At 41.6% G+C, this 25,815-nt stretch carries 22 protein-coding genes; 11 read left to right on the forward strand and 11 right to left on the reverse strand.

Going from position 1 to position 25,815, the window contains the following annotated elements; all coding sequences use genetic code 11:
- Window positions 1-136: 136 nt before the first annotated feature.
- From B3C94_RS08455 to rsmA, 3 genes are read right to left on the reverse strand one after another with little or no spacing between them, the layout of a single operon-like run.
- Window positions 137-1,069, reverse strand: a complete 933-nt coding sequence (locus tag B3C94_RS08455; protein ID WP_293901949.1) for an NAD(P)-dependent oxidoreductase — start codon at window positions 1,067-1,069, stop codon at window positions 137-139.
- Window positions 1,070-1,124: 55 nt separating this feature from the next.
- Window positions 1,125-2,309 carry an FAD-dependent monooxygenase gene (locus tag B3C94_RS08460; RefSeq protein ID WP_293901952.1) on the reverse strand — a complete coding sequence of 395 codons (1,185 nt, stop codon included), beginning with the start codon at window positions 2,307-2,309 and terminating at the stop codon, window positions 1,125-1,127.
- 1 nt (window position 2,310) lies between these two features.
- Complete coding sequence (gene rsmA, locus B3C94_RS08465) at window positions 2,311-3,090, reverse strand: 16S rRNA (adenine(1518)-N(6)/adenine(1519)-N(6))-dimethyltransferase RsmA (RefSeq protein ID WP_293901955.1); 780 nt, start codon at window positions 3,088-3,090, stop codon at window positions 2,311-2,313.
- Between the two features lie 146 nt (window positions 3,091-3,236).
- On the opposite strand from rsmA, the gene pdxA reads away from it, so the two are divergent.
- The 4 genes from pdxA to miaA are packed head-to-tail and all read left to right on the forward strand — an operon-like array spanning window position 3,237 to window position 7,381.
- Entirely contained in the window at window positions 3,237-4,292 is a 1,056-nt protein-coding gene (gene pdxA / locus B3C94_RS08470) for a 4-hydroxythreonine-4-phosphate dehydrogenase PdxA (RefSeq protein ID WP_293901958.1), read from the forward strand.
- Window positions 4,293-4,347: 55 nt separating this feature from the next.
- Window positions 4,348-5,781 (forward strand): CCA tRNA nucleotidyltransferase, encoded by a 1,434-nt coding sequence (locus B3C94_RS08475; RefSeq protein WP_293901961.1) that lies wholly within the window; start codon window positions 4,348-4,350, stop codon window positions 5,779-5,781.
- Window positions 5,782-5,826: 45 nt separating this feature from the next.
- Complete coding sequence (locus B3C94_RS08480; protein ID WP_293901963.1) at window positions 5,827-6,417, forward strand: IS1096 element passenger TnpR family protein; 591 nt, start codon at window positions 5,827-5,829, stop codon at window positions 6,415-6,417.
- A 46-nt stretch (window positions 6,418-6,463) separates the two neighbouring features.
- Entirely contained in the window at window positions 6,464-7,381 is a 918-nt protein-coding gene (gene miaA / locus B3C94_RS08485; RefSeq protein ID WP_293901966.1) for a tRNA (adenosine(37)-N6)-dimethylallyltransferase MiaA, read from the forward strand.
- A gap of 210 nt (window positions 7,382-7,591) precedes the next feature.
- On the opposite strand, the gene B3C94_RS08490 is transcribed toward miaA, so the two are convergent.
- Window positions 7,592-8,662 carry a branched-chain amino acid aminotransferase gene (locus tag B3C94_RS08490; protein ID WP_293901969.1) on the reverse strand — a complete coding sequence of 357 codons (1,071 nt, stop codon included), beginning with the start codon at window positions 8,660-8,662 and terminating at the stop codon, window positions 7,592-7,594.
- Window positions 8,663-8,987: 325 nt separating this feature from the next.
- Here B3C94_RS08490 and B3C94_RS08495 point away from each other — a divergent pair, with 325 nt between their 5' ends.
- Window positions 8,988-9,146, forward strand: a complete 159-nt coding sequence (locus tag B3C94_RS08495; protein WP_293901972.1) for a hypothetical protein — start codon at window positions 8,988-8,990, stop codon at window positions 9,144-9,146.
- Between the two features lie 196 nt (window positions 9,147-9,342).
- On the opposite strand, the gene B3C94_RS08500 is transcribed toward B3C94_RS08495, so the two are convergent.
- The 3 genes from B3C94_RS08500 to recJ all read right to left on the reverse strand — a co-directional run bounded on the left by B3C94_RS08500 (window position 9,343) and on the right by recJ (window position 13,437).
- Complete coding sequence (locus B3C94_RS08500; RefSeq protein ID WP_293901974.1) at window positions 9,343-10,857, reverse strand: GH3 auxin-responsive promoter family protein; 1,515 nt, start codon at window positions 10,855-10,857, stop codon at window positions 9,343-9,345.
- A gap of 21 nt (window positions 10,858-10,878) precedes the next feature.
- Window positions 10,879-11,613 carry an LPS export ABC transporter ATP-binding protein gene (gene lptB, locus B3C94_RS08505; RefSeq protein WP_028072074.1) on the reverse strand — a complete coding sequence of 245 codons (735 nt, stop codon included), beginning with the start codon at window positions 11,611-11,613 and terminating at the stop codon, window positions 10,879-10,881.
- A gap of 123 nt (window positions 11,614-11,736) precedes the next feature.
- Entirely contained in the window at window positions 11,737-13,437 is a 1,701-nt protein-coding gene (gene recJ / locus B3C94_RS08510) for a single-stranded-DNA-specific exonuclease RecJ (protein WP_293901980.1), read from the reverse strand.
- A 114-nt stretch (window positions 13,438-13,551) separates the two neighbouring features.
- On the opposite strand from recJ, the gene B3C94_RS08515 reads away from it, so the two are divergent.
- The gene (locus tag B3C94_RS08515; protein WP_293901983.1) at window positions 13,552-14,334 is read left to right on the forward strand and encodes an MBL fold metallo-hydrolase; all 783 of its coding nucleotides are present in this window, start codon (window positions 13,552-13,554) and stop codon (window positions 14,332-14,334) included.
- Window positions 14,335-14,384: 50 nt separating this feature from the next.
- On the opposite strand, the gene B3C94_RS08520 is transcribed toward B3C94_RS08515, so the two are convergent.
- Window positions 14,385-16,007: a RagB/SusD family nutrient uptake outer membrane protein gene (locus B3C94_RS08520; protein ID WP_293901986.1), complete on the reverse strand. Its 1,623-nt coding sequence runs from the start codon at window positions 16,005-16,007 to the stop codon at window positions 14,385-14,387.
- A gap of 13 nt (window positions 16,008-16,020) precedes the next feature.
- Window positions 16,021-19,050, reverse strand: a complete 3,030-nt coding sequence (locus B3C94_RS08525) for a SusC/RagA family TonB-linked outer membrane protein (RefSeq protein WP_293901989.1) — start codon at window positions 19,048-19,050, stop codon at window positions 16,021-16,023.
- Window positions 19,051-19,640: 590 nt separating this feature from the next.
- Between B3C94_RS08525 and B3C94_RS08530 the strand changes: the two genes are divergently transcribed.
- On the forward strand, window positions 19,641-20,120 hold the full coding sequence (locus tag B3C94_RS08530) for a cation:proton antiporter regulatory subunit (RefSeq protein ID WP_046672804.1): 480 nt from the start codon (window positions 19,641-19,643) through the stop codon (window positions 20,118-20,120).
- A gap of 3 nt (window positions 20,121-20,123) precedes the next feature.
- A complete protein-coding gene (locus B3C94_RS08535) occupies window positions 20,124-21,365 on the forward strand; it encodes a cation:proton antiporter (protein WP_293901992.1) in 1,242 nt (413 codons plus the stop codon).
- 187 nt (window positions 21,366-21,552) lie between these two features.
- On the opposite strand, the gene B3C94_RS08540 is transcribed toward B3C94_RS08535, so the two are convergent.
- Both B3C94_RS08540 and B3C94_RS08545 read right to left on the reverse strand, forming a co-directional pair.
- Window positions 21,553-21,882 (reverse strand): metal-sulfur cluster assembly factor, encoded by a 330-nt coding sequence (locus B3C94_RS08540; RefSeq protein WP_293901995.1) that lies wholly within the window; start codon window positions 21,880-21,882, stop codon window positions 21,553-21,555.
- Window positions 21,879-23,048 carry a glycosyltransferase family 4 protein gene (locus tag B3C94_RS08545; RefSeq protein ID WP_293901998.1) on the reverse strand — a complete coding sequence of 390 codons (1,170 nt, stop codon included), beginning with the start codon at window positions 23,046-23,048 and terminating at the stop codon, window positions 21,879-21,881. The genes B3C94_RS08540 and B3C94_RS08545 overlap by 4 nt, the downstream gene beginning before the upstream one ends.
- 111 nt (window positions 23,049-23,159) lie before the next feature.
- Here B3C94_RS08545 and B3C94_RS08550 point away from each other — a divergent pair, with 111 nt between their 5' ends.
- The 3 genes from B3C94_RS08550 to B3C94_RS08560 all read left to right on the forward strand — a co-directional run bounded on the left by B3C94_RS08550 (window position 23,160) and on the right by B3C94_RS08560 (window position 25,699).
- Window positions 23,160-24,128 (forward strand): polyprenyl synthetase family protein, encoded by a 969-nt coding sequence (locus tag B3C94_RS08550; protein ID WP_293902001.1) that lies wholly within the window; start codon window positions 23,160-23,162, stop codon window positions 24,126-24,128.
- Between the two features lie 84 nt (window positions 24,129-24,212).
- Complete coding sequence (locus tag B3C94_RS08555; RefSeq protein WP_046672799.1) at window positions 24,213-24,989, forward strand: amidohydrolase; 777 nt, start codon at window positions 24,213-24,215, stop codon at window positions 24,987-24,989.
- 266 nt (window positions 24,990-25,255) lie between these two features.
- On the forward strand, window positions 25,256-25,699 hold the full coding sequence (locus tag B3C94_RS08560) for a MarR family winged helix-turn-helix transcriptional regulator (RefSeq protein WP_293902007.1): 444 nt from the start codon (window positions 25,256-25,258) through the stop codon (window positions 25,697-25,699).
- Window positions 25,700-25,815 lie beyond the last annotated feature (116 nt).

The following is a 25,815-nucleotide window of genomic DNA, read 5'->3' on the forward strand; positions in this document are numbered from 1 at the left end:
AAGTAATAGGTTACTTTAACCTCCTAAGCGTGTATGAATAGGAGGGATTGATTGATTGATTGATTGATTGATTGATTGATTGATTGATTGATTGGATTCATTGAAAGGATATTTTGGCAGATAGGCCGCACAAAAATTAAGATGCCAGAAAGGCTATGATCTTATCTGCGGCCACTTCCGATAATTTATAATAACTTTCAAAAGTCCAGCCGGCAACATGTGGTGATAAGATCACATTATCTCTTTGAATCAGATTTGTATACCATGTTTGTTCAGCAAGTTTTGGAAATTTTTCTATAGGTAACACATCAAATGCTGCACCGAGAATGGCTCCAGAATCGAGCTGATCAAGCACTGCAGGTACCTGCACAATACCGCCGCGTGCTCCGAGTAAAAAGAAAATAGGTTTTTCAAATTTAGCCAGATAATCCGCATCAATCATTCCACGTGTTTCGTCTGTTAAAGGAATATGGAAACTGATTACATCGGCTTCTTGGTAGATCTTCTCCATAGCTGCCGCTTCTGCATACTGATCTGTGTAGTCTGTCCGATATTTGTCATAGGCGAGTACATGGACATCAAAACCGGATAGTTTTTTTGCCATCGCCATCCCGTTGTGCCCATAACCGATTAAACCAACGGTGCGCCCCTTAAGTTCAAAACCACGGTTGGCTTCCCGAAGCCAGTGTCCCGATCTGATTTGCTGGTCGCCGCGATTCAGATTGTTCATTAAACTTAACAACATGCCGATCATATGTTCTCCCACGGCATCCCGATTGCCTTCGTTGGCCGGAATTAACAGCACACCCCGTTGAGCAGCTATTGTATCGTCAATATTGTCCATGCCGGCACCAGCGCGGGCGATAAAGCGGAGGTTTGGCGCTAAGTCAAAAAAAGCTTTATCGACCTGAAATTTTGAACGGATGACCATACCCGAATAGTTGGGAATAATTTTTTCGGCTTCTTCCCGGCTGATAGCAGGTTGATAATCGTAAGGAATACCGGCCTGCTCAAATTTCTCAAGCATGATCTCATGAATGTCGTCGACGATCAGAATAGTAGTTTTCATCCAATTATTTTTTATGCGGGAACTAAATCATAGTGCTTCTGTTGAGCATTATGATTTAGTTTCCGGCGTCATGATTACGGTTAATCTGCATAAAATCTACAGAAAGTAATTTGTTTAGCTGTTGTTGTTTCATGCGGTTCGGCATGATTTTCATGCAAAAATTTCGCATTCCTATTAGGAACGGATTTTCCCATTGTGCAATTTTGCCTATCCTCCAGGATGTATTGCAGATATAATTTACTCGATCCAATCGCCTTTTTTCGAACCGTTGGAAGGCCAAGGTAATAGAAGCTGCTGTTTGAAGCTCGTCCATCAGTACGGCAATATCTTCAATGGCCTGACAGGCTCCCTGACCCAAGTTTGGCGTCGTGGCATGCCCGGCATCTCCCAGCAATACTATATTGTCAAATGCAAGCTGATGGAGCGGAGCAATGTCGATGATATCATTTGCTATCAGCTCGCTATCCTTCGTTTCCGAGAGGATTGTTGGAATAGGAGTATGATAATCGCTGAAGTTGTCGAGCAGCTCCTTTGTTTTCCAATTTTTTAAAACAGGATTCTGTGCCTCAGTATTGATGCAAGCGTACCAATAGATGCGGTTATTGACAAGTGGGGTCATGCCAAAGCGTCCTTTTGTACCCCAGGTTTCTGTGCCTTTCTCCAGCTGTATGCTGCTGTTGTCTATGGTAGCTCGCCAACAGGTATAGCCCGAATAGCGGGGTGCGGAGCCCGGAATGAGTTGTTGCCGCAACGGCGAATGTACTCCGTCGGCAATCAAAAGGGCCTGACCTTGTGCATGGCTTCCATCTTCAAAATAAACTCGAATATCTCCGCCCTCGCGATCAAAGGAAACAGCGCGTTTGCCAAGGTGGATTTGTGTATTTGGGATTTTGGATAATAGAAACTGATGCAGATCTGCCCGATGGATAGCAAAGTTGTCCTGTTGATATTTTTGGCTGATTGATTTGGTATCTGGTTCGGCCAGGATATTTCCTTTTTGATCCAAGATATTATAGGATGCAAGGTAATGTCCTATGGGAATGATCTCGTCTTTCAGGCCTAAATGTTCCAAAGCCTGCATGGCGTTGGCCGCAAGTCCGAATCCTGCACCTATGCCCTTGAGTTCGGAAACGCTTTCATAGACATGTGCTTCAATGCCCAGCTTTGCAAGTCCTATTGCAGCACATAATCCCGCGATACCTCCACCAACGATAATAAATGTGCTGTCTGCCGCCTGCATATTAAAGACTATTTGCTATTTCATTTGTTAAGCCCACAAAATCATCTACCGTCAGTCGTTCTGCACGTAGTTCATACAGCGGATTGTCGGACATTCTGTCTTTAGGAACGACACCCGAAAGTGAGTTTCGGAGGGTCTTACGACGTTGGTTGAAGCCCGCTTTTACAACACGCCAAAATAGTTTTTCATCACAATTCAATTGCTCGCGGTCATTGCGGGTCATGCGAATAACGCCCGAGAGTACTTTTGGCGGCGGATTAAATGCTCCTGCCTTGACGGTAAATAGATATTCTACCTTATAGTAAGCCTGTAAAAAGACACTTAATATGCCATATTCCTTGCTGCCCGCTTTAGCCGTACAGCGTTCTGCCACCTCTTTCTGGAACATACCCGCCATCTGAACGACACGCTGGCGCTCCTCCAAAATTTTAAAAAGAATTTGGGAAGAGATATTGTAAGGAAAATTGCCAATAACGGCCATTTTCTCCCCAAAATATTGTGAAAAGTCAAGATTCAGAAAATCACCGTGGATCAATCGCTTGCCCAATTGGGGATATTTATCATCCAAATAAGCAATGGATTCATCATCCACGTCGATCAGATAGGTCTCATATTCCTCCTTCTGCAACAGAAAATCCGAAAGTACCCCCATTCCTGGACCGACTTCAAGCACCTGGCTAAAACCCAATTTAGGATCCAATGCTTCCACAATCTTTTGTGCAGCATTTTTATCGTTCAAGAAATGCTGTCCTAAATGTTTTTTTGCTCTTACTGTACTCATGTTGCAAAAGTAATGAAAATTAAAAACTAAAGTCAGAAGTAAAAAGCTAAAACTTAAAAATGAGCCAGGAGCAAAGAACAAGGATAAAGGACAATACCCAATACTAAAAAAAAATCCCTATTTTTGAATCAAAGCATTTAAACAGAATGAGCGATAAATTAAAAATCGGAATTACCGTAGGCGATATTAACGGCATTGGACTTGAAGTAATCATTAAATCTTTGGTGGATCAACGTATGTGTGACTTTTTTACACCAGTGGTTTACGGAAACACAAAGGTTGCTTCTTTTCACCGTAAAGCGATCGGCGTAAATGATTTTAGCTTTAATGTGATTAATGATGCTGAGCAGGCGCATTCCAAAAGAGCGAATATGATCAATTGTTGGCAGGAAGACGTTAAGATTTCGTTGGGTGAAGAAAACGAAATAGGCGGCAAATATGCATTCCTATCCCTGGAGAAGGCCGTTGAAGATCTAAAAGCGGGTAAAATCGATGCTTTGGTGACGGCTCCGATCAATAAGCACAACATCCAGCAGGAAGGATTTCAATTTCCGGGTCATACCGAATACTTGCAAGACAAAGTTGGAGCCGATGATGTGCTGATGTTTATGGTGTGTGATGAATTGCGTATTGGTGTAGTGACAGGTCACATTCCCCTGCATGAGGTCGCTGCTCATATTACAGAAGAAGCCATTCTTAAGAAGCTTGCGTTGATGAATGACTCTTTAAAGAAAGATTTTTGGATTGAAAAACCTAAGATTGCAGTTTTGGGACTTAATCCGCATGCTGGTGATCATGGGATTATTGGCACCGAAGATGATCAGATCATTAGACCTACGGTAGAAAAAGCAAACGAACAGGGGATCTTCTGTTTTGGACCTTACCCCGCCGATGGATTCTTTGCAAAAGGAGCTTACGAAAAATTTGATGCGGTATTGGCGATGTATCACGATCAAGGATTAATTCCTTTCAAACATATCGCCAAAGGTGCAGGAGTGAACTATACCGCTGGTCTACCCATCGTACGCACTTCGCCAGATCATGGTACGGGCTATGATATCGCAGGAAAAAATCTAGCTTCCGAAAGTTCTTTTGTAGAAGCCATTTTTTCAGCTTTGCACATTGTAAAGCGCCGCCGTGAACAAGCCGAATTGCTTAAAAATCCACTTGCTTTCCGTAAATTATCCAAAGATAGGGATTAGGGGAAAAAATTGTTACTTTTGCAAACTGTTTGGTTTTTTACCTGCTGTTTTGACTATGTACGATAATTTACAACATCCAATCTTTTCAATCATTAAGGAACTCGCCGAGACAACAAACACCGAATGTTATGTCATCGGTGGGTATGTCCGCGACTATATAATGAAGCGCCCTTTTAAGAATGATGTGGATATTGTTGTTGTCGGTAGCGGTATTGAATTTGCCACTTTATTGGGCGAAAAGCTCCATACCAAAGTTGCCGTATATAAAAATTTCGGTACAGCAATGCTTGTTTATGAAGGACTGAATGTAGAGTTTGTCGGTGCCCGAAGGGAATCCTACCGTGCCAATTCACGCAAGCCGATTGTAGAAGATGGTACTTTAACCGATGATCAAAATCGCCGTGATTTTACGATCAATGCGATGGCCTTTTCCTTAAATAAGTCCGATTACGGTACTTTAGTCGATCCATTTGAAGGTATACAAGATCTTGAACAGCGCATTATTCGAACGCCCTTAGATCCGATAGAAACGTTTTCAGATGATCCATTGCGGATGATGCGGGCTATTCGCTTCGCTACACAGTTAAATTTTAAAATTGCTATCGAAGCCATTACAGCGATCACCGATACCAAAGAGCGGATAAAAATTATTTCCAAAGAACGGATTATTGATGAAATCAATAAGATTATTCTTTCATCAAAACCGTCGGTAGGTTTCAAATACCTGTTTGATACTGGTCTATTGGAATTGATATTTCCGGCGATGTATAATTTACATGGTGTGGATATTATTGATGGCAAGGGGCATAAAGATAATTTTTACCATACCTTGGAAGTATTGGATAATGTATGCGAATTATCGGATGATCTCTGGTTACGTTGGGCGGCGATTATGCACGATATTGCCAAACCGGCAACAAAACGTTTCGATAAAAAGCTCGGCTGGACTTTTCACGGCCACGAAGATCGTGGTGCACGGATGGTACCTAAGCTTTTTGCAGAATTGAAGCTTCCACTCAATGAGAAAATGAAATTTGTGCAGAAGCTTGTACAGCTGCATCTCCGGCCGATTGTCCTCGCACAAGATATCGTAACAGATTCTGCCGTACGTCGTCTGCTATTTGAGGCTGGCGATGATATTGAAGCGCTGATGATGCTGTGCCATGCCGATGTGACGACGAAAAATGAGTTTAAAAAGAAAAAATATCGCCAGAACTTCGAACTTGTCAAGCAAAAACTGAAGGATGTTGAAGAGCGGGATAAAGTCCGAAACTGGCAGCCTCCGGTCAGCGGAGAAGATATTATGGTCTTGTTTGGCTTAGCTCCGGGGCGTACAGTAGGGCAACTGAAAAATTTGATCCGAGAAGCTATTTTGGAAGGTGAAATTCCAAATTCCCGTGTAGAGGCGTATCAATTCTTGGTAAAAAAAGGCAGGGAAATGAACCTGACGATCAAACAAGAAATCCCATTGGAAATTTCCAATTCTTAAAATATAGTATTATTTTTAAAAGGTTAAAAGAAGAAAATAGCAGAGATGGCAATTTATAGATTTAGAGTTACTTTTGAAGATTATGAAGATGTATATCGTGAAATCGACATGCCTTCAAAAAGTACATTTATAGAGCTACATGAGGAAATCCATAAATCAACAGGGTATGCTGCGGATGCATCTTCCTCTTTCTATGTGAGCAACGATCAATGGAAAAAGGGAACTGAGATCGCATTTAAGCCTACACAGCGTAAAAAAGATGCTGAGGTGTTGTTGATGGAGAATATCCGTTTAAGTAAGTTTATCGATGATCCACATCAAAAATTTTACTACGTTTACAATTTTGATCGTCCTTATGATTTTCAGGTTGAGTTGATCAAGATTTTAAAAGAAGAGGATGGCAAGGATTATCCGGCTCTATTTAAATCGATTGGTCAAGTCCCTAAAACGATGACTGCTGCTAATTTCCCGGTATCAGATGCTGTTGAAGAGGACGAGTATGTAGAGGAAGACGATACACAATATGGTGTAGACGATGAAGACGAACTGGATGGCTTTGATAGCGATGATGAGGAGGAAGGTGAAGATGGCGGTGAAGAGCGTGAGGAATCCAACGGCTACGAAGACGAATATTAATTAAGAATACTTCACAGGTATTTTTCAGTCTGTGGAGTGCTATAGTATGGCGAATAAAAAAACATTGATAGCCATTGTGGGGCCAACTGCTGTTGGTAAGACTGCAATGGCTATTTCATTGGCTCAATATTTTAAAACAGCGATAATTTCCGCAGATTCCCGTCAGTTCTATCGGGAAATGTCTATTGGTACAGCAAAGCCTGATCCGGAGGAACTTCAGGCTGCTCCACATTATTTTATCGACTCACATACGATCACGCAGGACTATTCTGCAGGTGATTTTGAGCGGGAAGCCTTACAGAAACTGGAAGAACTGTTTCAATTGCATAATGTAGTAATTATGGTAGGTGGTTCCGGTTTGTTCGTCCGCGCGCTATGTGAGGGATTGGATGATCTGCCCAAGGCCGGTGATGAAGTGCGTGAGCGACTTAATCATGAACTTGCCGTTGATGGATTGGAAGTTTTAAAAGATCGATTGAAAAGCATCGATCCCGTCTATTTTCAAACTGCAGACATCGACAATCCGCAACGGGTAGTCCGGGCTCTAGAAGTTTTTGAGGCGACAGGCAAACCGATGTCATTTTACCATAAGAAAGATGTCGAGAAAAGACCTTTTGATATACTTACCATTGGTTTGAATATGGATCGGGCAAAGTTGTATGAAAGGATAAATTTACGTGTAGATTTGATGATGGCAAATGGTTTACTGGACGAAGTGAAAAATCTACTTCCCTTTAAGACGAAACCCGCATTGCTCACTGTAGGGTATGCGGAGTTGTTTGATTATCTAGATGGAAAACAATCTTTGGCAGAAGCTGTAGAGAAAATCAAGCAAAATTCGAGGCGTTATGCCAAGCGGCAGATTACCTGGTTTAAAAAATATGGTCATACACATTGGTTCCAGTCTCAGGACACTACCGCTATTATCGATTTCATTCAGAAAGAGCTGGAAGGAGCACACTAATCCAGCCGCAATGTTTGCCCTGCTGAACGAAGCCTCTAAACCAGCTTCTGCAGGGTAATACCATGCAGGAAATAAACAAAGCCTTTGTTTTTTACAACAAAGGCTTTGTTTCTGAAAGTATAAGTTTTATTGACCAGAAAGAACCTTCAATTTGATCTCATAGCTGCCGTAGTTTTTGAAATCATGAAGGTTTTATTTTCAAGTTAATGTTTACTTCACTAAATAGTTCCATCCGAACGGATCTTCTACTTTGCCATAGCGCAATTCGTTCAAATAATGCAATACACGATTTGAAAACTCGCGGCCTTCAACAGGAGGCAAGTGATAATCTTGGCCTTCAAAACCGATACGGCTGATATCTGTGATGGTTGCTGCAGTACCGGCTGCGAAAGCTTCCGTTACTGTGCCCGCCTTAATTCCGTCAATCAGTTCTTGTATAGATACTTTTCTTTGTTCGGCCTTATAACCCCATTTCTCTGCCAGTTCCATGATGGTACGGCGTGTCACACCGTGTAGGATTGTATCACCATGTGGTGTGATGATCGTATCGCCAATGCGGAAAATAAGGTTTGCTGTACCTGCTTCTTCAATATATTTATGTTCAGAAGCATCTGTCCACATAATTTGGTCATAACCTTCATCATTAGCCAATTGCGTAGGGTAAAGCGATAAGGCGTAGTTACCGGCATTTTTAGAAAAGCCGACACCACCTTCAGCTGCACGTGTATAGTAGGTCTCTACTTTTAGGCTGATTGGTTTACTGTAATACGCACCTACTGGGCCTGTGATAATGATAAATTTGTAGGACTTAGAAGGATGCACACCTAAAGCTGCTTCTGTTCCGAACATAAAAGGACGGATATACAAGGATGAACCTTCTTTTGCTGGAACCCAGTTACGGTCGATCTCCAATAGCTTGCTTAGGCCATCCATAAAAATCTCCTCAGGTACTTCTGGCATTTGAAGACGTGCGGCAGATTTGTTGAATCTTTCCCAGTTTCTGTCGGGACGGAAGATACTCACTGTTCCATCTGCAAATTTATAAGCTTTGATTCCTTCAAAGATTGCTTGACCATAATGTAAAGCGGACATCGAAGGACTAATACTGATATCTCCATAAGGGACGATGCTGACATCTTTCCATTCACCGTCATCATAGTTTGCGACCAGCATGTGGTCGGATAAAATCTTTCCGAATTTTAGATTGTCGAAATCTACTTGCGAGAGTCTTGAATTTTGAGTTGGCTCTACGCGAATTGAATAGTTCTCTGTCGCGTTCATCTTATTGTTTAATTACTTAGGCTAAGTTAGGAAAAAAATAAAATATAAGCTGTACCTATATTCCGATAATTTACTTACTTTGATATGCCTGTTATTTCGGACAGTTGTTCCCTATTTTACTACACTTTTTTTTGAAATGGAAGAATTTCAAAACATTCTTTTATGCTATTCTGTATTTTTAATTAAATACGTTAACAATATATTAATTAACACGCGGTCTTCATATTATGGCATAAAGTTTGGCTGTAAAGAATGCGGTCCTTTAGATGGGCTTTCTGGTCCGCAGTAACGCTATAAAATCACTTATCATAAAAATAAACTTAGTATGGAATTGACTCACAGTCTTAACAAAAGTAGTGAAGTAACATCAGGCGATAATCGCTCCGTGTTACAGGGTGATGTTGAAGTTCAGAAGAAAGGTATTTCTATGAATTTTATCCTTGGTTTTTTTGTTTTTTTATATAAAACGGCAATTAAACCTTAATAAACCTCCATTATAGTCTAAGCTTTCTTGAGCTTATCAATTAGACGAACTCACAGCAGTTCTTTAAAACAACAAAATTCAGCAATAAGAGATTAGCCAAAATATAGGGAAACCCAGGAAATTTTGGCTAATCTCCAGCCGGAGACCAGCCTATTATTCAGTCAGTATACGGTATTTTTCCAGTCGATACGTCGTATTATTCGGCGAGTATTTTCAAGAGCGGGTCGAGATATTCGCGACTATTGCTCAATCTTGGAACCTTATTTTGTCCACCTAGCTTACCTCTTGATTTCATCCATTTATAGAACGTATCTTCGGGCGCATTGTGTATTATAGGTGGCCGTAGAGCCATATTCTTAAAACGTTTGGCGTCGTAATCCGAATTGATTTCACGGAGTTTGGCGTCTAATATCTCACAGAAGCGCTTAAAATCATTGGGTTGTTGTTCAAATTCAATGACCCATTCATGTGCTCCAGCTTCAGCATCTTTAAAATACACAGGTCCGGCTGTATAATCTTTTATACGTGCCTGTGTCAATTTACTCGCTTCGGCTAGTGCCTGTTCGGCATTGTCAACAATAACCTCTTCACCAAACGTATTGATGTATTGCTTGGTACGACCGGAGATCTGGAAACGGTAAGGCGATAATGAAGTGAATTTGATGGTATCTCCGATTTTATAACGCCATAAACCAGCGTTGGTAGAGATGATCAATGCATAGTTTTTACCGAGCTCCACCTGATCCAAACGTAAAGTGGACGGATTTTCTTCATGCATATGCTCTGTCGGCAAGAATTCGTAATAGATACCATAATCCAGCATAAGAAGTAGATCTTCCGAATCAGATTGATCCTGTAAACCAAAATATCCTTCGGAGGCGTTATAATTCTCGAGATAATACATGTTGTCCGAAGGAATTAATTTTTGGAACTGCTCGCGATAAGGTTTGAAGCTCACCCCGCCATGTCCATAAAACTCTAGGTTTGGCCAGACCTCCAAGAGGTTGTCTTTGCCAGTAATTTCAAGGATGCGCTTGGCCATAACAATATTCCAGGTCGGTACGCCCGCTAGGCTCGTTACGTTTTCTTTAATCGTTATTTGGGCTATTTGCTCAATTTTCTCCTCAAAGTTGGGGTTTAGCGTAACCTCCATATTGGGAGTTCGCTTAAATTCAGCCCAAAAAGGAAGATTACGGATGAGGATTGATGAAAGATCCCCATAATAGGAATCCGGACTGAAATTGTTTATTTGCGAGGATCCCCCGATAACGACGGATTTTCCGGTAAAAACGCGATTTTCGGGCCTATTATGGCAATAGATCGTCAGCATATCCTTGCCCCCCTGAAAATGACATTCCTCGAGTGCTTCTTCGCTAACAGGAATAAATTTGCTACGATCCGATGTGGTACCTGAAGATTTTGCAAACCACTTGATATCGGAAGGCCACAGTATATTCTGTTCGCCTTTTATCATACGGTCAACATAACCTTTGATATCATCATAATCCTGTATCGGAACACGTTCCTTGAAAATCTCCGGTGTCAAAATACTGGTGTAGTCGTATTTTTTTCCCCACTCCGTCGCCTCAGCAGTGGCAATTAAACTCTGGAACCATTCTTCTTGTACATCGTGAGGGTATTTCATGAAAAGTTCAATCTGATGGATTCTTTTTTTCATGAACCAAGTAAAAATGGAGTTTAATAAGGCCATAGGGGGGAGATTCTTTAGTCTTTAAAATTTTTTCCTTCTTAATTCAAAATGTCGACCGAGGTAAAATTTACGGGCGAGTTCATTATCTGCAATTTCCTCAGGTGTACCCGTCAACATAATCTTTCCTTCGGTGAGGAGGTAGGCCCTATCGGTGATCGATAAGGTTTCCTGTACGTTGTGATCGGTAATTAAGATGCCAATATTACGGGTTTTGAGTTTGGCTACAATCGTCTGAATTTCTTCCACGGCGATTGGGTCAACCCCTGCAAAAGGCTCATCCAAAAGTATAAAGGATGGATTTGCAGCTAATGCTCTCGCAATTTCAGTACGTCGACGTTCACCCCCGGATAGTAGATCGCCTCTATTTTTACGGACACGGTGTAAACTGAATTCGGTAAGCAGTTCTTCCAGTTTGGCCAAACGTTCCTCTTTATTTGGATAGTGGATTTCTAATACAGCCAGGATATTGTTTTCTACAGAAAGCTTCCGAAAGACGGAAGCCTCCTGGGCTAAATACCCTATGCCACGTTGAGCACGCTGGTACATCGCATCTTGTGTAATTTCTTGATCATCGAGGAATACTTTACCTTCATTGGGCTTGATAAGACCAACAATCATATAGAAAGAAGTGGTTTTTCCCGCTCCATTAGGTCCCAATAATCCGACAATCTCTCCTTGTTCTACATGGAAGGAAACATTGTTGACAACGGTGCGTTGTTTATATTTTTTTATGAGATGTTCTGCCTTTAAAATCATCTTCGTGGAATGTCTTGTGTTTTATGGTATGCTTTCATACGTGGTATTCAATCCAGTATGTGGGTTCTTTGCCTCGGACAAATCTTGTGTAAATATATTTAATATCTTCTTACTATTGCAATACTAATACTTAATCCCTTTGATGTTTAGCTGTAAGTTTCTTTTGTTGCGCCACACATTCTCTTCAATGCTGTAGCAGATGTCGAAACTTTGTCCAGAATTGATATGTGTGATATGTTCGGCCAGGCCAAAACCGATACAGTCAAACGAAGGGGAGTCTTCCTGAACAACCGTCATTTTGAGATGATTGGTGCCTACTATAAAGGCTTGTCCTACTGCGTTTACTTTTTTACTGAGGAAAATAGGAGCTTCATTCTGGGGACCGAAAGGTTCAAACTGTTGGAGAATCCGAAAGAATTTAGCGTCGATGTCCTTCAATGCTAACTTTGCATCGATCAAAATTTCCTGCGTAAGCATTTCCGGACTGATACGTCGCGATACCACTTCCTCAAAACGATCCTGGAATAATGTAACATTATCTAAGGACATCGTTAGTCCGGCAGCATATTTATGGCCACCAAATTGTTCCAATAAATCAGCGCATTCGCTCAATGCCTCATATAGATCAAAACCCAGAACCGAACGGCAGGAGCCCGCTATATGACCATTTGTTTCCGTCAATATAATTGTCGGACGGTAATATTTTTCGGTCAGACGGGAGGCTACGATGCCAATGACTCCCTTGTGCCAGTCTGCTTTATACAATACCGTTGATTTACGGCTTTTAAGCAGGGCATTATCTTCAATAAGTGCAAGTGCTTCTTCTGTTATTTTGAGGTCAAAGTCTTTACGGACATTGTTTTGATCATCTATGCTGGAACTAAAGTCTTTGGCTTCCTGCAGCGATTTGGAGATCAGAAGTTTGACAGCGTCTTTTGCATGGTCTATTCTGCCCGCAGCATTGATGCGGGGGCCAATCTGGAACACAATGTCATTGACCGTAAAGATCTTCGTTCGGTTGTTGGATAAGTCAATGAGTGCCTTTAATCCGACGCAGGGATTCGTATTGAGTTTGATTAGACCAAAGTGGCTGAGTATTCTGTTTTCACCGGTAATCGGAACGATATCTGACGCAATACTGACGGCCACGAGATCTAGAAATTGATAACAGGCATTGATATCCATGCCGTTGGTCAGTATAAAAGCCTGAATTATCTTAAAGCCAATTCCACAACCTGAAAGTTCTTTGTAGGGATATTCACAATCCGCCCGCTTGGGATCCAATACGGCATAGGCTTTGGGCAGCTCTTCACCGGGAAGGTGATGATCGCCGATGATAAAATCAATCCCTTTGCTGTTTGCGTAATCTATTTTATCGATTGCCTTGATACCGCAGTCCAGGGCGATAATCAAGCTGAAACCATTGGCCGCTGCGTAGTCAATTCCTTGTGTGGAGATACCATACCCTTCGGCATAACGGTCTGGGATATAAAACTCCAACTGACTATGAAATTCTCTGAAAAAACTATAAACAACGGCCACTGCAGTTGTACCGTCCACATCATAGTCTCCATAAATCAGAATTTTTTCTTTGTTGCCGATGGCTTGGATAATACGGGTGATGGCTTTCTCCATATCCCGCATCAAAAATGGATCGTGCAAATCCGATAATTGAGGTCTAAAAAACTGCTTTGATTCGCCAAAGGTCCCAATTCCCCTGCTCACGAGCAACTCTGCCAATACAGTGTTGATGTTTAATTCCTCGCGCAGTTTGTTGGTTATTTTGACATCAGTTTTAGATTTTAGTACCCACCTTTTTTGCATATCTTTGCACAATATTTTAAGTGTAAATATACGTTTTAAGGCTGGACTTACCTAATTCCTAAACCCGGTATTGGTCCGCTGATGCTTAACGTGCATATTCCCAATGTTTTAAATATGGTGCAGGCTTATTCTTTATATGAAGGTTCTTTTTCAGTAGACAAGAGCCGGAAATTTATCCCCTTTGATCCGTTAATAGATAACCCTCAGGACCGTCCTGGCTCCCTATTTATTCAAGTTCACCCTTTTTTGATTGAAACTGATGCGGGACTTGTGTTATGTGATACAGGATTGGGCTATACCGATGAAAATGGTGGACTGCAGTTGCATGCTAATATTCGTAAGCAGGGGTTCACACCAGCAGATGTGAAATATGTTTTGATGTCTCATCTTCATAAAGATCATGCTGGTGGGATGGTGACATTTGAAAATGGAACTGGGCGTATCGCATTTCCAGAAGCCGAGTATATTGTCCAGCGAGGGGAATGGGAAGATGCCTATTCAGGCATCTCCAGTTCATATCGAACAGAGATTTTTGATGTGATTCAACGCAGTGGAAATTTGGTTCTGGTGGAAGGTGAAGGAAGAATAAATGCTGAAATCAGCTATGCACTCAATGGTGGACATACGGCACATCATCAGGCGTTTCACATTGAGACCCGTGGTGAACATTATTTCTTTGGCGGTGATGTGTTGCCTGAGCCCGAAGAGATTTTTCATAACTATGTTGCCAAATATGATTTTGATGGCCGACGCTCTAAAGAGCTGCGTCAGGCGTATTGGGCAGAAGGCGCGGCAGCAGGCTGGATTTTTTTATTTTACCACTCAAAAAACATCAGCATCGGCCGTAGTCAGCTACGTGAAGATAGTACCTATAAGCTGATTGATGCAAAGTCATAAAAGAAAAACCTCCATGGCCTATGTGGCACATGAAGGTTTTTAGGAAGGTTCTAGTAGCCTGGATTTTGTGGGAAGGCTGCGCCAGTGTTACTGTCGATAACCTCCTGTGGGATAGGCCAAAGAATAAATTCTTTCTTGACGACGGCCTTCGACTGTGAATTCAGTGTTTGCACCCGACGCAGGAAAATATCCTCACCGAAACGGGCAAGTGTCATGCGGCGCATTTCCTCGCCAATAAGTTCTCTTGCGCGTTCGTCTAGAATGAAGTCTGCATTAACCGCTGAAGCATCGATTAAGGAGGCTTTCGCACGGGCACGGACAGCATTGATGGCATCTTTCGCTTGTGCTGGTTTATTGGCGCGCCAGTAAGCTTCAGCCAACAGCAGGTAAGTCTCCGCCAAACGCACTTTCACGCGATCCTTCATATTTCCTTCAAATGCAGGATCAACAGCTGTCTTTCCGTAGAAAAATTTGGTTGTTGTCGGGAATACATTACCCGATTCCTTGATCGCGTCTGTAAGTTCGATTTTCTTTCCATAGAGTTCAGGTACGGTAGGATCATTATAATACCAATCGCGTTTGATATTGAAAGAGGAGTTTCTGACATCTTGTTTTTCATAACTATCCAGCCACCATTGATAAGGACGTACATGACCAAGACCTCTTCCACCAAGTGAGTCGGCCAAAGCAAATCCTTTTTGCTGTGAATAGAAAGGTACCCAGGCACGTTTGCTCCAATCGGTGTAACGGTCACCGCCGCCTTGTGTGTTGTATTCTAATTGGATGGCCCAGATTGTTTCTTGGTTACCAGAACCGCGATTTTGATTGTTTTCGATAAACATATCGTGGAAATAATCTCCAGCTTTATCTTTTTCGGCGCCGAATCGCTGGTCATTTAACTTAAAGAAACCGCTTTGAATCACTTTGTTGGCAGCCTCCGCAGCTAGATCTGGCTGTCCAGCTTCGATATATGCCTCTGCGAGATAGTGTAAGGCAGCCCATTTTGTCAATTTACCTTCCTGAATTGTCCCTGGATTGTCAGGTAGGTTTTCACTTGCATACTTAAGGTCTTCAATCATGTGCGTCAGGATTTCAGCTTTCGGTGTACGGGTGAAATCACGGCGTGGTGTTTCGGATACTTTGTCTACCCAAGGCACATCGCCATACAGGTTGACTAAGTAACGATAGCTATAGGCGCGGAAGAAACGGGCTGTTGCTTCCACACGTTTTGGATCGTTATCCTTGTCTGTCCAACTGATGCCATCCTTTTTTAAGGCTTCCAGGATCGTGTTGGTATTGCCGATAAAGCCGTAGGCATATTTCCAGTAATTGCGGACATAAGATGAAGCAGGGTTTAGCGTATAATTGCTAAATGGAGCCAATGTAGCATCTGTTCCCGTGGTTTTAATGGCAACAATATCTGTTCCAACCTGTAGCGCCTCCTGCGGTGTTGCTCCCTGTGAAAAAATACTTCCATTCCAGGTCAGGAACTCCATGCGGGCATAAGAATATAAGCCGTTTAGACCAGTTTCGAATCCTTTTGTATTAATATAAGTATTATCTGGCGACTGAAAACTGCTGGTGTCTTCATTTAAGAAGTTTTTGCTACAGCCCATAAAAAGTAAGCTTAGGCCGGCTAGCATTGCATATAAAGTTGTATTTCTTTTCTTCATGATGTTGATGTGTTTAGAATTGAACATTTACGCCCAATGAGAATGTTCTCGCAACCGGATAAGGACTGGCGATGTTGGTCGTCGTTGGATTACCTGTCGTCGAACTTACACTCAATGCTTCTACGTTGTAACCTTTGATCTTAGAGAATGTATAGAGGTTGCGTGCATTGATAAATGCTTTAATGGAAGAGAGGTTCAGTTTTTTCAGAAAATCGCCATCAAAGGTATAGCCGAGGCTAAAGTCTCTGATTCGCCAGTACGATGAATTGATGTAGTAGGTATGGTTGTTAACAGGTGTGTATCCCGGCGAAGGAATATCTGTATTTGTACGCTCTGGTGTCCAGTAAGGCATATCAGCAAGATAATTAGCCCCGTTGTTAGGCAAGAAGCGTTCGATATTTTTGAAATCATCTATTTTCGTTCCGCCAAAAGCTCCATTCATAAAGAATGATAGGGAGAAATTCTTATAGGTGAAATCATTGCCGATACCGAGTGTATAGGGGGATATTTTGTTTCCCATCACGGTGCGGTCACTGGCATCAATTTTACCATCGTTATTCAAATCTGCTAACTTGGCATCGCCAGGTTTCGCTTTAGGTTGATAGGAGTTTGCGATGTCGTCGCTCTCTTGCCATACACCAATGACCTTATAGTCGTAGAAAATGCGGATTGGCTTTCCGATTAACCAGGCATTGGTCAAATCGTCTTTTCCATCAGCGCGCAGTTTCGTGATTTTGTTGTTGTTATAGGCAAAGGTTGTATTAACATTCCATTGAAAATTATCGTTTTTGACCGGTATGGCGTTCAAGGTAACTTCGATCCCTTTGTTGGAAGTTTCGCCGATGTTGGTTAAAATGGTATTATAACCATTCATGACGGGGACCTGTTCGCTTAATAAAAGATCCGATGTTTTGGATGAGTAGTAGTCGATCGTTCCTGAAAGTCTATTTTTCAGGATGCCAAAATCAAAGCCAAGGTTTAACGAAGCCGTCGTTTCCCAGGTTAGATTGCTTCCTCTCCCATTGAAATTCATCACAAGTCCTTTGACCGGGTCAAGACCATAGATATAATCCACGTTGGTCAGACGGTCGTAAGTTTGGTAAGGTGATACGGCCTGATTTCCATTTTTACCATAAGAAGCACGAAGTTTTAACAGATCGAAATAGTCTTGCACGTTTCCTTCTTTAGAAATTACCCAGGCTCCTGCAACGGATGGAAAAAATGCATATCGGTTGTTTTTAGAGAATGCACTATAACCATCCGAACGACCGGTTAAGGTTAACAGGTAGCGATCCTTAAAAGCATAGTTGATTCTTCCCATGTAGGAAATCATCGCTGTATTTTGAAGATTGGATTCGATCTTGAGATTTTTGGAGGCAGAAGCCATGTTGTTATATCCGGCATCTGATACAAAATCGTCTCCATTCATTCTTGACGTTTTCAAATTTGTTTTCTGCGAAGAATAGAGGCCCACGACATTAATCTTGTGGTCACCAAAGGTACGGTCATAGGTTAAGAGATTTTCCCAGGTCCAATCCCAGAAATGTTCGTTGTAAATGGAACCGGTACCATTGACACCGCGTCCAGTAACCGTATTTGAACCGTAGTACGAGTTTTCGTTGACATTTCGGTAATTTGTGCCGAAAGTGGTTTTGAAACTTAATCCTTCAATCGGGAGTTTCACATCTAGCCAGGTATTTGCATAGACTGTTCTTCGTGTCTGATCCCATTGACCTTTTTCGTCTGCGAAAGGATGTGCCCAAAGTGTTTGTGCGTACATTGGATATGTAACAGCAGTACCATCAGCTTCGCGGTTTTTACTGTAAGGAGAAAGTTTGACAACGCTCTCCAGGTTGGGCTGCACGCCATCGCGGTTGCCTTGCGAGGCTTGCATGGTCATTCCTAGCTTTAACCAGGAGCTTAAACTCTGGTTGAGATTTAGATTGACATTGTATCTTTCATATGGGGTGTTTTTTACGACGCCGTCTTGATTGAGGTAACTGACAGAAGCATAATAATCGGATTTATCCGTTCCGCCTGAAAAGCTGAGCTGATGTTCTTGGACTGGTGCGCCACTATTGAATACTTCATCCTGCCAATTGACTTCTTCTCCTTTTTTGTACTGTTCCAAAACGTTGGCAAAAAGATAATTCTCCGGATTCAGCTGGTCGCCGGTTTTTCCTTTTGAAGCCTGGTAATCACGCATAAACTGGATGTATTGTGGGCCGTTCATCAATTTAAGGCGGCGTTCTACACTTTGAACACCAAAATAACCGTTATAATTGATGCGTGCTTTTCCTGCCGATCCTTTTTTCGACGTGATGAGGATGACGCCATTTGCAGCTCTTGAACCATAGATTGCAGTAGATGATGCATCTTTCAATACGGAAATACTGGCAATTGTATTGGAGGAGATATCACCTAGGGAACCGCTAAAAGGAATACCATCTAAGATAATCAACGGGGCGTTGGAAGCTGAGATCGAGTTCTCGCCCCGAATATTGATGGACGCTGTTTCTCCGGGTTTGGCCGATCCTGAATTGATCGCTAGACCAGAAATTTTACCCTGAAGTTTGTCGACAACATTTGGTGAGTTTATTCGCTCCAGCGATTTTGCTTCTACTGTCGCGATACTTCCTGTTAAATCGCTTTTTTTCTGTTTACCATACCCCACGACCACGACTTCATCCAAAACGTCCTCGGACTTCGTTAAGGTTATTTGTGATGCCTGTGAGACAGGAACTTCTTTCGCTATAAATCCGATGGAGTTAAATGTTAGGATGGCACTCTTTGAACTGACGTTCAGGGAGAAGACACCGTCTTGATTGGTTGTCGTGGCTGCCGCTTTACCCTTCTCGGAAACGGTAACGCCGCTTATTGGTTTCCCGTTTTCATCAACGACCTTACCGGAAATAGCTTGCTGGAAAGGTGAAGGGGTAGTTATTGCTACCAAGTTTCGTGGATTCGCAGCTCCGTAAACAGGTGCCGCTAATGACAGAATTGATAAGGGTGTCAGAAGGATGAGATGACTCTTTTTGACCATAGGTGTGTAATTTAGATTCAGTAAGTGTTTAATGGGGGCAATTATAAAGAAATAAAGCGTTGTCAATTCTCCGCTTGTTGGAACAAACGATTGCATGAACTACGAAAACGTTATAGAAATAGGCATTTGTAATGAAATTGGAAGCTGATTGGATCTGGTCCGATCTGATCTGACAGGCTAAGCGTTTGAGTTACCACTTTAACAGCTAGGAAGTGGACTTAGTAGGGTGTTTAAAATGGAGTTGTCAAGTAGTTTTAGGTAGAAAATCTGGGAAAATCGGTTAAAAAGGTTGTTTTTCAGCTGTTTTTTTAGTATTTTGGGGTAATTTGCTTCTTTTAGCCCATTCCGTCAGATACCTGCGGATTCGTTTAAGATTGATTTTTTGGGTAAATTTGTATTTTAGTAGCTAAGGGCTAACGCTGTTTTTCTGAAAGCGTTTTGTTTTTATTGATTCGTTTTTCTTTTTAGAGGTATCAATGAACTCGTTGCACTTGGTTATTGGCAAGAAAGAACCTTTTTTGTTTCCATCACTTTTGTGGCATACAAAATTTTGGAGGTTTTATTATCAGTATTTATTTAAATAGAAGATTATGTCTATTGTAAGAGAGTCCGATCTGATTGGAATTGGAAAAAAATTTCAAATTGAAACCGATGCTGGAGACAACATGGTTGTTGTTATCCATGACGATGGCAGACGGGAACTTTATCGCTATGATGACGAGGAGCACGAGTCACGTTGCGTTATGACACTAAATGACGATGAATCTCGTCAGATCGCAGGTATTATTGGTGGCCTTTCCTACAAGCCAAAGGCTTTGGAGACAATTGAGGTTGCTTTGGACGATTTACGTATTGAATGGTACAAAGTGGAGGGTAAAAATGAGGGTGCCGGAAAGACAATCGGTGAACTGGAAGTTCGTCAGCGTACCGGTGCTTCGATCATTGCTGGCATACGGGATGATGACACGGTTATCAATCCTGGACCATCTTATTTGATTAGCCCGGGTACAACCCTCGTCATTGCCGGAAAGAAGAATAATATCAAACTTTTAAAGGAAATTTTACTGTAATTTATGCTATCACATACCTTAATTCTGGAAATTGGAATCGCTGTAGGACTGGTTGCCATTGTTGGCTTAATCGCCAATAAACTTAAGTTTTCTGTTATTCCGTTTTTCATCATCATAGGTATGGTGTTAGGTCAGCACGCTCCGCAAATTGGCATGGTGGATTTGACATTTACAGAAAGTAAGCCCTTTATAGATTTCATGGGGCGACTAGGCGTCTTGTTCCTGCTGTTCTACCTTGGCCTTGAGTTTTCAGTCAATCGGCTTATTAAATCCGGTAAAGCAATTGTGACCGGAGGGACAATTTATGTCTTATTGAATTTTACCTCAGGTTTGTTGATCGGGTGGCTAATGGATATGCCATTTAAAGAAATGATGGTGCTATGTGGTATTATGACAAGTTCATCCACCGCGATTGTTGCAAAGGTTCTGACAGATCTTAAACGTACGGCCAACCCTGAGACGGAGGTAATTATGGGGATGATTATGTTCGATGATCTTTTTATCGCAATGCATATCTCCTTCCTTTCGGGTCTGATACTGACGGGGAGCAGTTCGTTTTGGACAGTTGCCGGTACTTCACTGCTTGCCTTGGGATTTATATTGACCTTTTTGATCTTGGGCAGAAAACTGGTGCCTTCGATCGACCGTCTATTGAAAGAGAAAACTTCCGAATTATTCATATTGATCATCTTTGCGCTCCTTTTTATTGTCGCGGGATTTTCCGAAACGATTCATGTGGCAGAGGCTATTGGCGCGTTGATGGCCGGATTGGTGCTGGCGGATTCGCAATACATCAAAAAGATCGAATCAATGGTGCTGCCTTATAAGGATTTTTTTGGCGCCATGTTTTTCTTTAGTTTCGGATTGTCCATTGATATTATGTCGCTTGGAGGTGCTGTATTGTGGGCCTCGATTGCAGCGCTGGTAACGGTGATGGGCAATCTTGCTTCGGGATATTTTGCAGCTAAATTTTCGGGTATGAAACCAAAAACCTCATTTGATATTGGCTTTACTTTGTCTGCGCGGGGAGAATTTTCCATTATTATGGCGAATATTGGTAAAGCTGGAGCTCTATTACCGGTTATTCAATCCTTTGTAGTCGTATATGTGCTCATTCTTTCCATTGTGTCCCCACTATTGACCAAGGAGTCTCGTAACCTGTGGAAATTACTTTTCGGTGCGGATGCCAATAGCGCCAAGCCTTTGAAAAAGTTGAGTGATCTGGAAAATAATCAGGGAAGGTAAACCCATGGATAGGCTACAGCTTTTTGTGGGTTGGTCACAAAATAGCTGGTGCTAAAAAAATCAAGCCAAACTTTTTGAGCATCTAAAGCTCAAACGATCTTTTAGAAGAGGTATATAGAATATATAAACAAAACAGGGCTATCCATTATTTTTGAATAGCCCTCTTTGTATGATCAGCCAGTGAATTTTATAAAAACCCTAACTCTAGTTTTGCTTCTTCGGACATCATATCTTTGGTCCAGGGTGGGTCGAACGTCAATTCGACTAATGCTTCTTTGACTCCTTCAACGCCAGCAACTTTTTCCTGTACTTCATTCATGATTTCGCCAGCTACCGGACAGCCCGGAGCAGTTAGCGTCATCACGATCTTTGCAATACCTTCTTCCTTGGTAATGATTTCATAGACAAGCCCCAGATCTACAATATTTGCAGGTTTTAGCTCGGGATCATAAATTGTTTCCAGTACAGCTTGGATCTGCGGTGCTAGACCCAGTTTATCTAATACAATGATACTCATTTATTCAGTTTTTTATCGTGAATAGCGTCCTGATAGATCGCCAATAATTTATCTTCATTTATTTCAGGAGTAAAATTACTAAAATAATAAGCTTTGCTGGTCTTTCTTATCTCATCTTTTTCATTTGTCGATTTTGTACTCCAGGCCGTCAGACATTGGATAATATCCATTTTATTGTGGGGGTCGAAGGTCTGCCCTGTTTTGCCGGGAATGACCAGTTCGGGCAAAGGGCCTAGATTGGAGCAAAGCACGGCAGTCCCGACGGAGTAGGCTTCAAGGATAGTGATTGGCATACCTTCAAAACAAATTGAGGGAACGAGCAGCGCCTGTGCATTTGCTATCAGGGGAAGAATTTCAGTCCTCTTTTTAAAGCCTAGGTAGGAAATATTCGGTTGGTCTTTGATCCGTCGAATGACCTCATCTTCGAGCGTGCCGCCGCCAATAATCTGTAATTGAAAATCTGTGCCGATAAAGGCATCAATCAGATTTAATATCCCCTTTTCGTCCGAAAGACGACCGACGTAAATAAAATAAGGCGGCGTAATGTCTGGTGTTATTGCAGTAGGAAAAACAAAGTTGGGTTTAATGTCAAATTGTGTTGATGGAAGTTTTAAAGTTGATCCAACAAAGATTTTTTTTGCAAAGGAGCTTAAGGTGATGTAGCGATTTACCTTTTTCCAAGTTCCGATTTTACGATGAAACCAATAATTTAGGGCAAGAAGAAATGTTTTGACAGTCGAATTATTAAATGCTTTTTGGCGAACTGCCGTCCAGGGAAACTTTTCCTGCAATGAGTCCAAAAAAAGGTGGTTGTGGTGATACAACGTTGCCGAAGGGCATAGTAAGCGAAAGTTATGCAAGGTCATGACTTGTGGGATGCCGAGCTTGGCAATCGTACGCAGAATAATCGGACCCGCTGCATAATGCGTATTGTGAACGTGGACAATGTCCGGTTTAAACGCATGAATTGTTTTCTTAATGCGCTGTGCTGCACAGATATTCCAAAACGATCCTAAGGTCTGTAATGCGCCCCGCCAGCCTTTTTTATTCTGAAAGGTCAGCGTGTGGACCTCATGTTCCTGAGCGAGAAGGGAAGATTCCTGCTGGAATACAGTGTCTTCACCACCAGGAGCTTGATAAAATGTATGGATAATCAGTATGCGCATAATAAAAGACTTATACAAATGTACAATTTTGGGGTGACTTCCTTTAACGGGACAAAATTGCCATTTCTATATGATTATTGCTATATTCGCAAGATTCGATCGTAAAGATATATGCAACATTTACAACAACTCGTGATAGAGGCGATAGAGACAAGTGAATTTCCTGAAACACCATCAAATTTATATGATCCCATAAGGTATATATTGACTTTGGGCGGAAAGAGGGTTCGACCGGTGCTGACATTGATGGCCGCCGAATTATTTGGTATGCAGGAGATGGACGAGATTATCCCCGCTGCCAAGGCAGTGGAGTTTTTTCATAACTTTTCACTGATCCACGACGATCTGATGGATAAAGCTCCTTTAAGACGAGGTAAAACGACAGTTCACGAAAAATGGGATGCTAATATTGCCATATTGTCTGGCGATGGACTGTTGGTTAAAGCCTATGAGGAAATCTCAAAGTGTAATCCAATTTACCTTCCTGCGACCCTGAAAATTTTGAGTAAAGTAGCCATGGAAGTATGTGAAGGGCAACAATTGGATATGGATTATGAAAGCCGAGACACGCTCACGATGCCTGAATATCTGGAGATGATCCGCTTAAAGACTTCGGTGTTATTGGGTGGAGCATTGCAGCTGGGCGCGATTTTGTCCGGAGCAGATGAAAAGCAGCAGCAGCTGATCTATGAATTTGGCGAGAATGTAGGTTTAGCATTTCAATTGCAGGACGATATCCTGGATGCTTATGGAGATCCAAATACCTTTGGAAAGATCGTTGGTGGTGATATTATGATCAATAAAAAAACCTATTTACTGGTGAAGCTGATGGCGGTGATTTCGGACGAAGATAAGACCGTCTTACAACGTTTATTGGAAGCCTCTATGCAGACTGCTCCGTCAAAAGTAGCTGATATGCTTGCATTATACGAGAAGTATAAAATTAAAACAGCAGCGGACGAATTGAAGGATATCTATACACAGCGGGCTTTTGAAAAAATGGAAGCATTGAATGTACCAAATGATCGTAAAGAAGCGTTATTAGTGTTGGCAAATAACCTTTTGGTGAGACAGCAATAAGTATAAATTCTATTAAAATTTGTATCTTGCCATTAAATGGTTATTTTGTAGGAAAATAATTAAATAAATTTTTAGATTAAGTTCATGGAGCCTTTAAAAATCACCGTATTTCAAGCATATCTATTCTGGGAAAATATAGAGAAAAATCTAAATAATCTCGCGCTGAGACTTTCATCGCTGCGTGAGAAGACAGATGTTATTATTCTCCCCGAAATGTTTAATACAGGCTTCACGAATAATGTTGAAAAATGTGCTGAACCTGCAAACGGCCCCACTACGAGGTGGTTATTTGAAATGGCAAGCTCGCTTAATTGTGTTGTTGCCGGCTCATTGATCATTGAAGAAGGTGGGAAATATTATAACCGTTTTGTCTGGATGTTTCCTGATGGGAAATATGTTAAATATGATAAACGCCATCTTTTTGGATTGTCAAAAGAAAGCGAATACTTCGAGCCGGGTAATGAGCGCATCTTAGTCGATATTAAAGGATGGAAAATTTGCCCGATGATATGCTACGACCTTAGATTCCCAGTCTGGTCTAAAAATCAAAATGGAGCATACGATATCTTAGTTTATACAGCAAGCTGGCCTGATAAGCGCTCTGCACACTGGAGAGCTCTTATTCCTGCTCGTGCCATAGAAAATCAGGCCTATGTCGTTGGTGTGAACCGTGTGGGGCACGACGGTAATGACATATACTATTCCGGCGGTTCAATGTGTATATCTCCACTTGGTGACGTGGTGTATTATAAACCGGAAGATGAGGATCTGTATACGTTTACGTTAAATCCGAATGATCTATTGGAGGCGCGTGAGAAATTTCCTTTCCTGAAAGACTCTGATTCTTTTACTATCGGCTAACTCCCTCTAAAATAGGTATAATTGCAAGCATTTATTTTGTTTCTATCCTTTTTATTTATTAAATTCAGTCTAGTATAAATCAAATTTTTATGATTTATCAACATCTACTGATGACATGTTGATAAAATTTTGTTTGAGAGAGCTATATTAAAGCGTACTTTAGGCTAACTATTGGCTAAAATACGTTTAGTTTCTTCTCATGTTGTATGAAAGACGGCGTGTTATTATTACAATAAGTTGCGTAAACAACCATAACCATTATTCATATGTTAGACCAAGATTTAGTATCACAAGAGTATTTTTATAATTTCCTAACTGGAAAATACTCAATTGCAGTTATGCGGAGATTACAGCGTAATCTCAAGGAGGCGGGGTTAAACATTACTTCTGAACAATGGAGTATCATGTATAACCTGTGGGTAGAAGAGGGGCTTACCCAACAGGAACTGGCTATCCGCACATTTCGTGATAAACCCAGTGTGACTCGCTTAATTAATAACCTGGAACGGGTAAATCTGGTTATCCGTGTTAATGATAAAAATGATAGACGGTCCAATCTGATCTATCTGACAAAAACGGGGCGAAAGATGAAAGATGAAGGGATGAAGCAAGCAAAAAACACGATCGAACAAGCTCTAGGGGGATTGGCCGACGATCAGATTGCCTTGTCAAATACGATTCTGCATCGCGTACTGTTTAATCTGAAATAAAAGATAGCTAGCTGTCTGACCTTTTTTAGTGTCTAACCTATCGACCAGCAAGAACCTTCGTTTGCTTTCATTGCGGTTGGTGCCTGTAAAGGCATGAAGATTTTGTAAGGAAAGTC

The sequence above is a fragment of the Sphingobacterium sp. UBA5670 genome (genome assembly GCF_002420705.1).
In the GTDB taxonomy this organism is placed as follows: Bacteria; Bacteroidota; Bacteroidia; order Sphingobacteriales; family Sphingobacteriaceae; genus Sphingobacterium.

What these genes read in the sequence shown, in the direction of transcription:
- B3C94_RS08455 (WP_293901949.1), bottom strand. Translation starts at nt 1,069, where the DNA reads ATGAAAACTACTATTCTGATCGTCGACGACATTCATGAGATCATGCTT.
- B3C94_RS08460 (WP_293901952.1), bottom strand. Translation starts at nt 2,309, where the DNA reads ATGCAGGCGGCAGACAGCACATTTATTATCGTTGGTGGAGGTATCGCG.
- rsmA (WP_293901955.1), bottom strand. Translation starts at nt 3,090, where the DNA reads ATGAGTACAGTAAGAGCAAAAAAACATTTAGGACAGCATTTCTTGAAC.
- pdxA (WP_293901958.1), top strand. Translation starts at nt 3,237, where the DNA reads ATGAGCGATAAATTAAAAATCGGAATTACCGTAGGCGATATTAACGGC.
- B3C94_RS08475 (WP_293901961.1), top strand. Translation starts at nt 4,348, where the DNA reads ATGTACGATAATTTACAACATCCAATCTTTTCAATCATTAAGGAACTC.
- B3C94_RS08480 (WP_293901963.1), top strand. Translation starts at nt 5,827, where the DNA reads ATGGCAATTTATAGATTTAGAGTTACTTTTGAAGATTATGAAGATGTA.
- miaA (WP_293901966.1), top strand. Translation starts at nt 6,464, where the DNA reads ATGGCGAATAAAAAAACATTGATAGCCATTGTGGGGCCAACTGCTGTT.
- B3C94_RS08490 (WP_293901969.1), bottom strand. Translation starts at nt 8,662, where the DNA reads ATGAACGCGACAGAGAACTATTCAATTCGCGTAGAGCCAACTCAAAAT.
- B3C94_RS08495 (WP_293901972.1), top strand. Translation starts at nt 8,988, where the DNA reads ATGGAATTGACTCACAGTCTTAACAAAAGTAGTGAAGTAACATCAGGC.
- B3C94_RS08500 (WP_293901974.1), bottom strand. Translation starts at nt 10,857, where the DNA reads ATGGCCTTATTAAACTCCATTTTTACTTGGTTCATGAAAAAAAGAATC.
- lptB (WP_028072074.1), bottom strand. Translation starts at nt 11,613, where the DNA reads ATGATTTTAAAGGCAGAACATCTCATAAAAAAATATAAACAACGCACC.
- recJ (WP_293901980.1), bottom strand. Translation starts at nt 13,437, where the DNA reads ATGCAAAAAAGGTGGGTACTAAAATCTAAAACTGATGTCAAAATAACC.
- B3C94_RS08515 (WP_293901983.1), top strand. Translation starts at nt 13,552, where the DNA reads ATGGTGCAGGCTTATTCTTTATATGAAGGTTCTTTTTCAGTAGACAAG.
- B3C94_RS08520 (WP_293901986.1), bottom strand. Translation starts at nt 16,007, where the DNA reads ATGAAGAAAAGAAATACAACTTTATATGCAATGCTAGCCGGCCTAAGC.
- B3C94_RS08525 (WP_293901989.1), bottom strand. Translation starts at nt 19,050, where the DNA reads ATGGTCAAAAAGAGTCATCTCATCCTTCTGACACCCTTATCAATTCTG.
- B3C94_RS08530 (WP_046672804.1), top strand. Translation starts at nt 19,641, where the DNA reads ATGTCTATTGTAAGAGAGTCCGATCTGATTGGAATTGGAAAAAAATTT.
- B3C94_RS08535 (WP_293901992.1), top strand. Translation starts at nt 20,124, where the DNA reads ATGCTATCACATACCTTAATTCTGGAAATTGGAATCGCTGTAGGACTG.
- B3C94_RS08540 (WP_293901995.1), bottom strand. Translation starts at nt 21,882, where the DNA reads ATGAGTATCATTGTATTAGATAAACTGGGTCTAGCACCGCAGATCCAA.
- B3C94_RS08545 (WP_293901998.1), bottom strand. Translation starts at nt 23,048, where the DNA reads ATGCGCATACTGATTATCCATACATTTTATCAAGCTCCTGGTGGTGAA.
- B3C94_RS08550 (WP_293902001.1), top strand. Translation starts at nt 23,160, where the DNA reads ATGCAACATTTACAACAACTCGTGATAGAGGCGATAGAGACAAGTGAA.
- B3C94_RS08555 (WP_046672799.1), top strand. Translation starts at nt 24,213, where the DNA reads ATGGAGCCTTTAAAAATCACCGTATTTCAAGCATATCTATTCTGGGAA.
- B3C94_RS08560 (WP_293902007.1), top strand. Translation starts at nt 25,256, where the DNA reads ATGTTAGACCAAGATTTAGTATCACAAGAGTATTTTTATAATTTCCTA.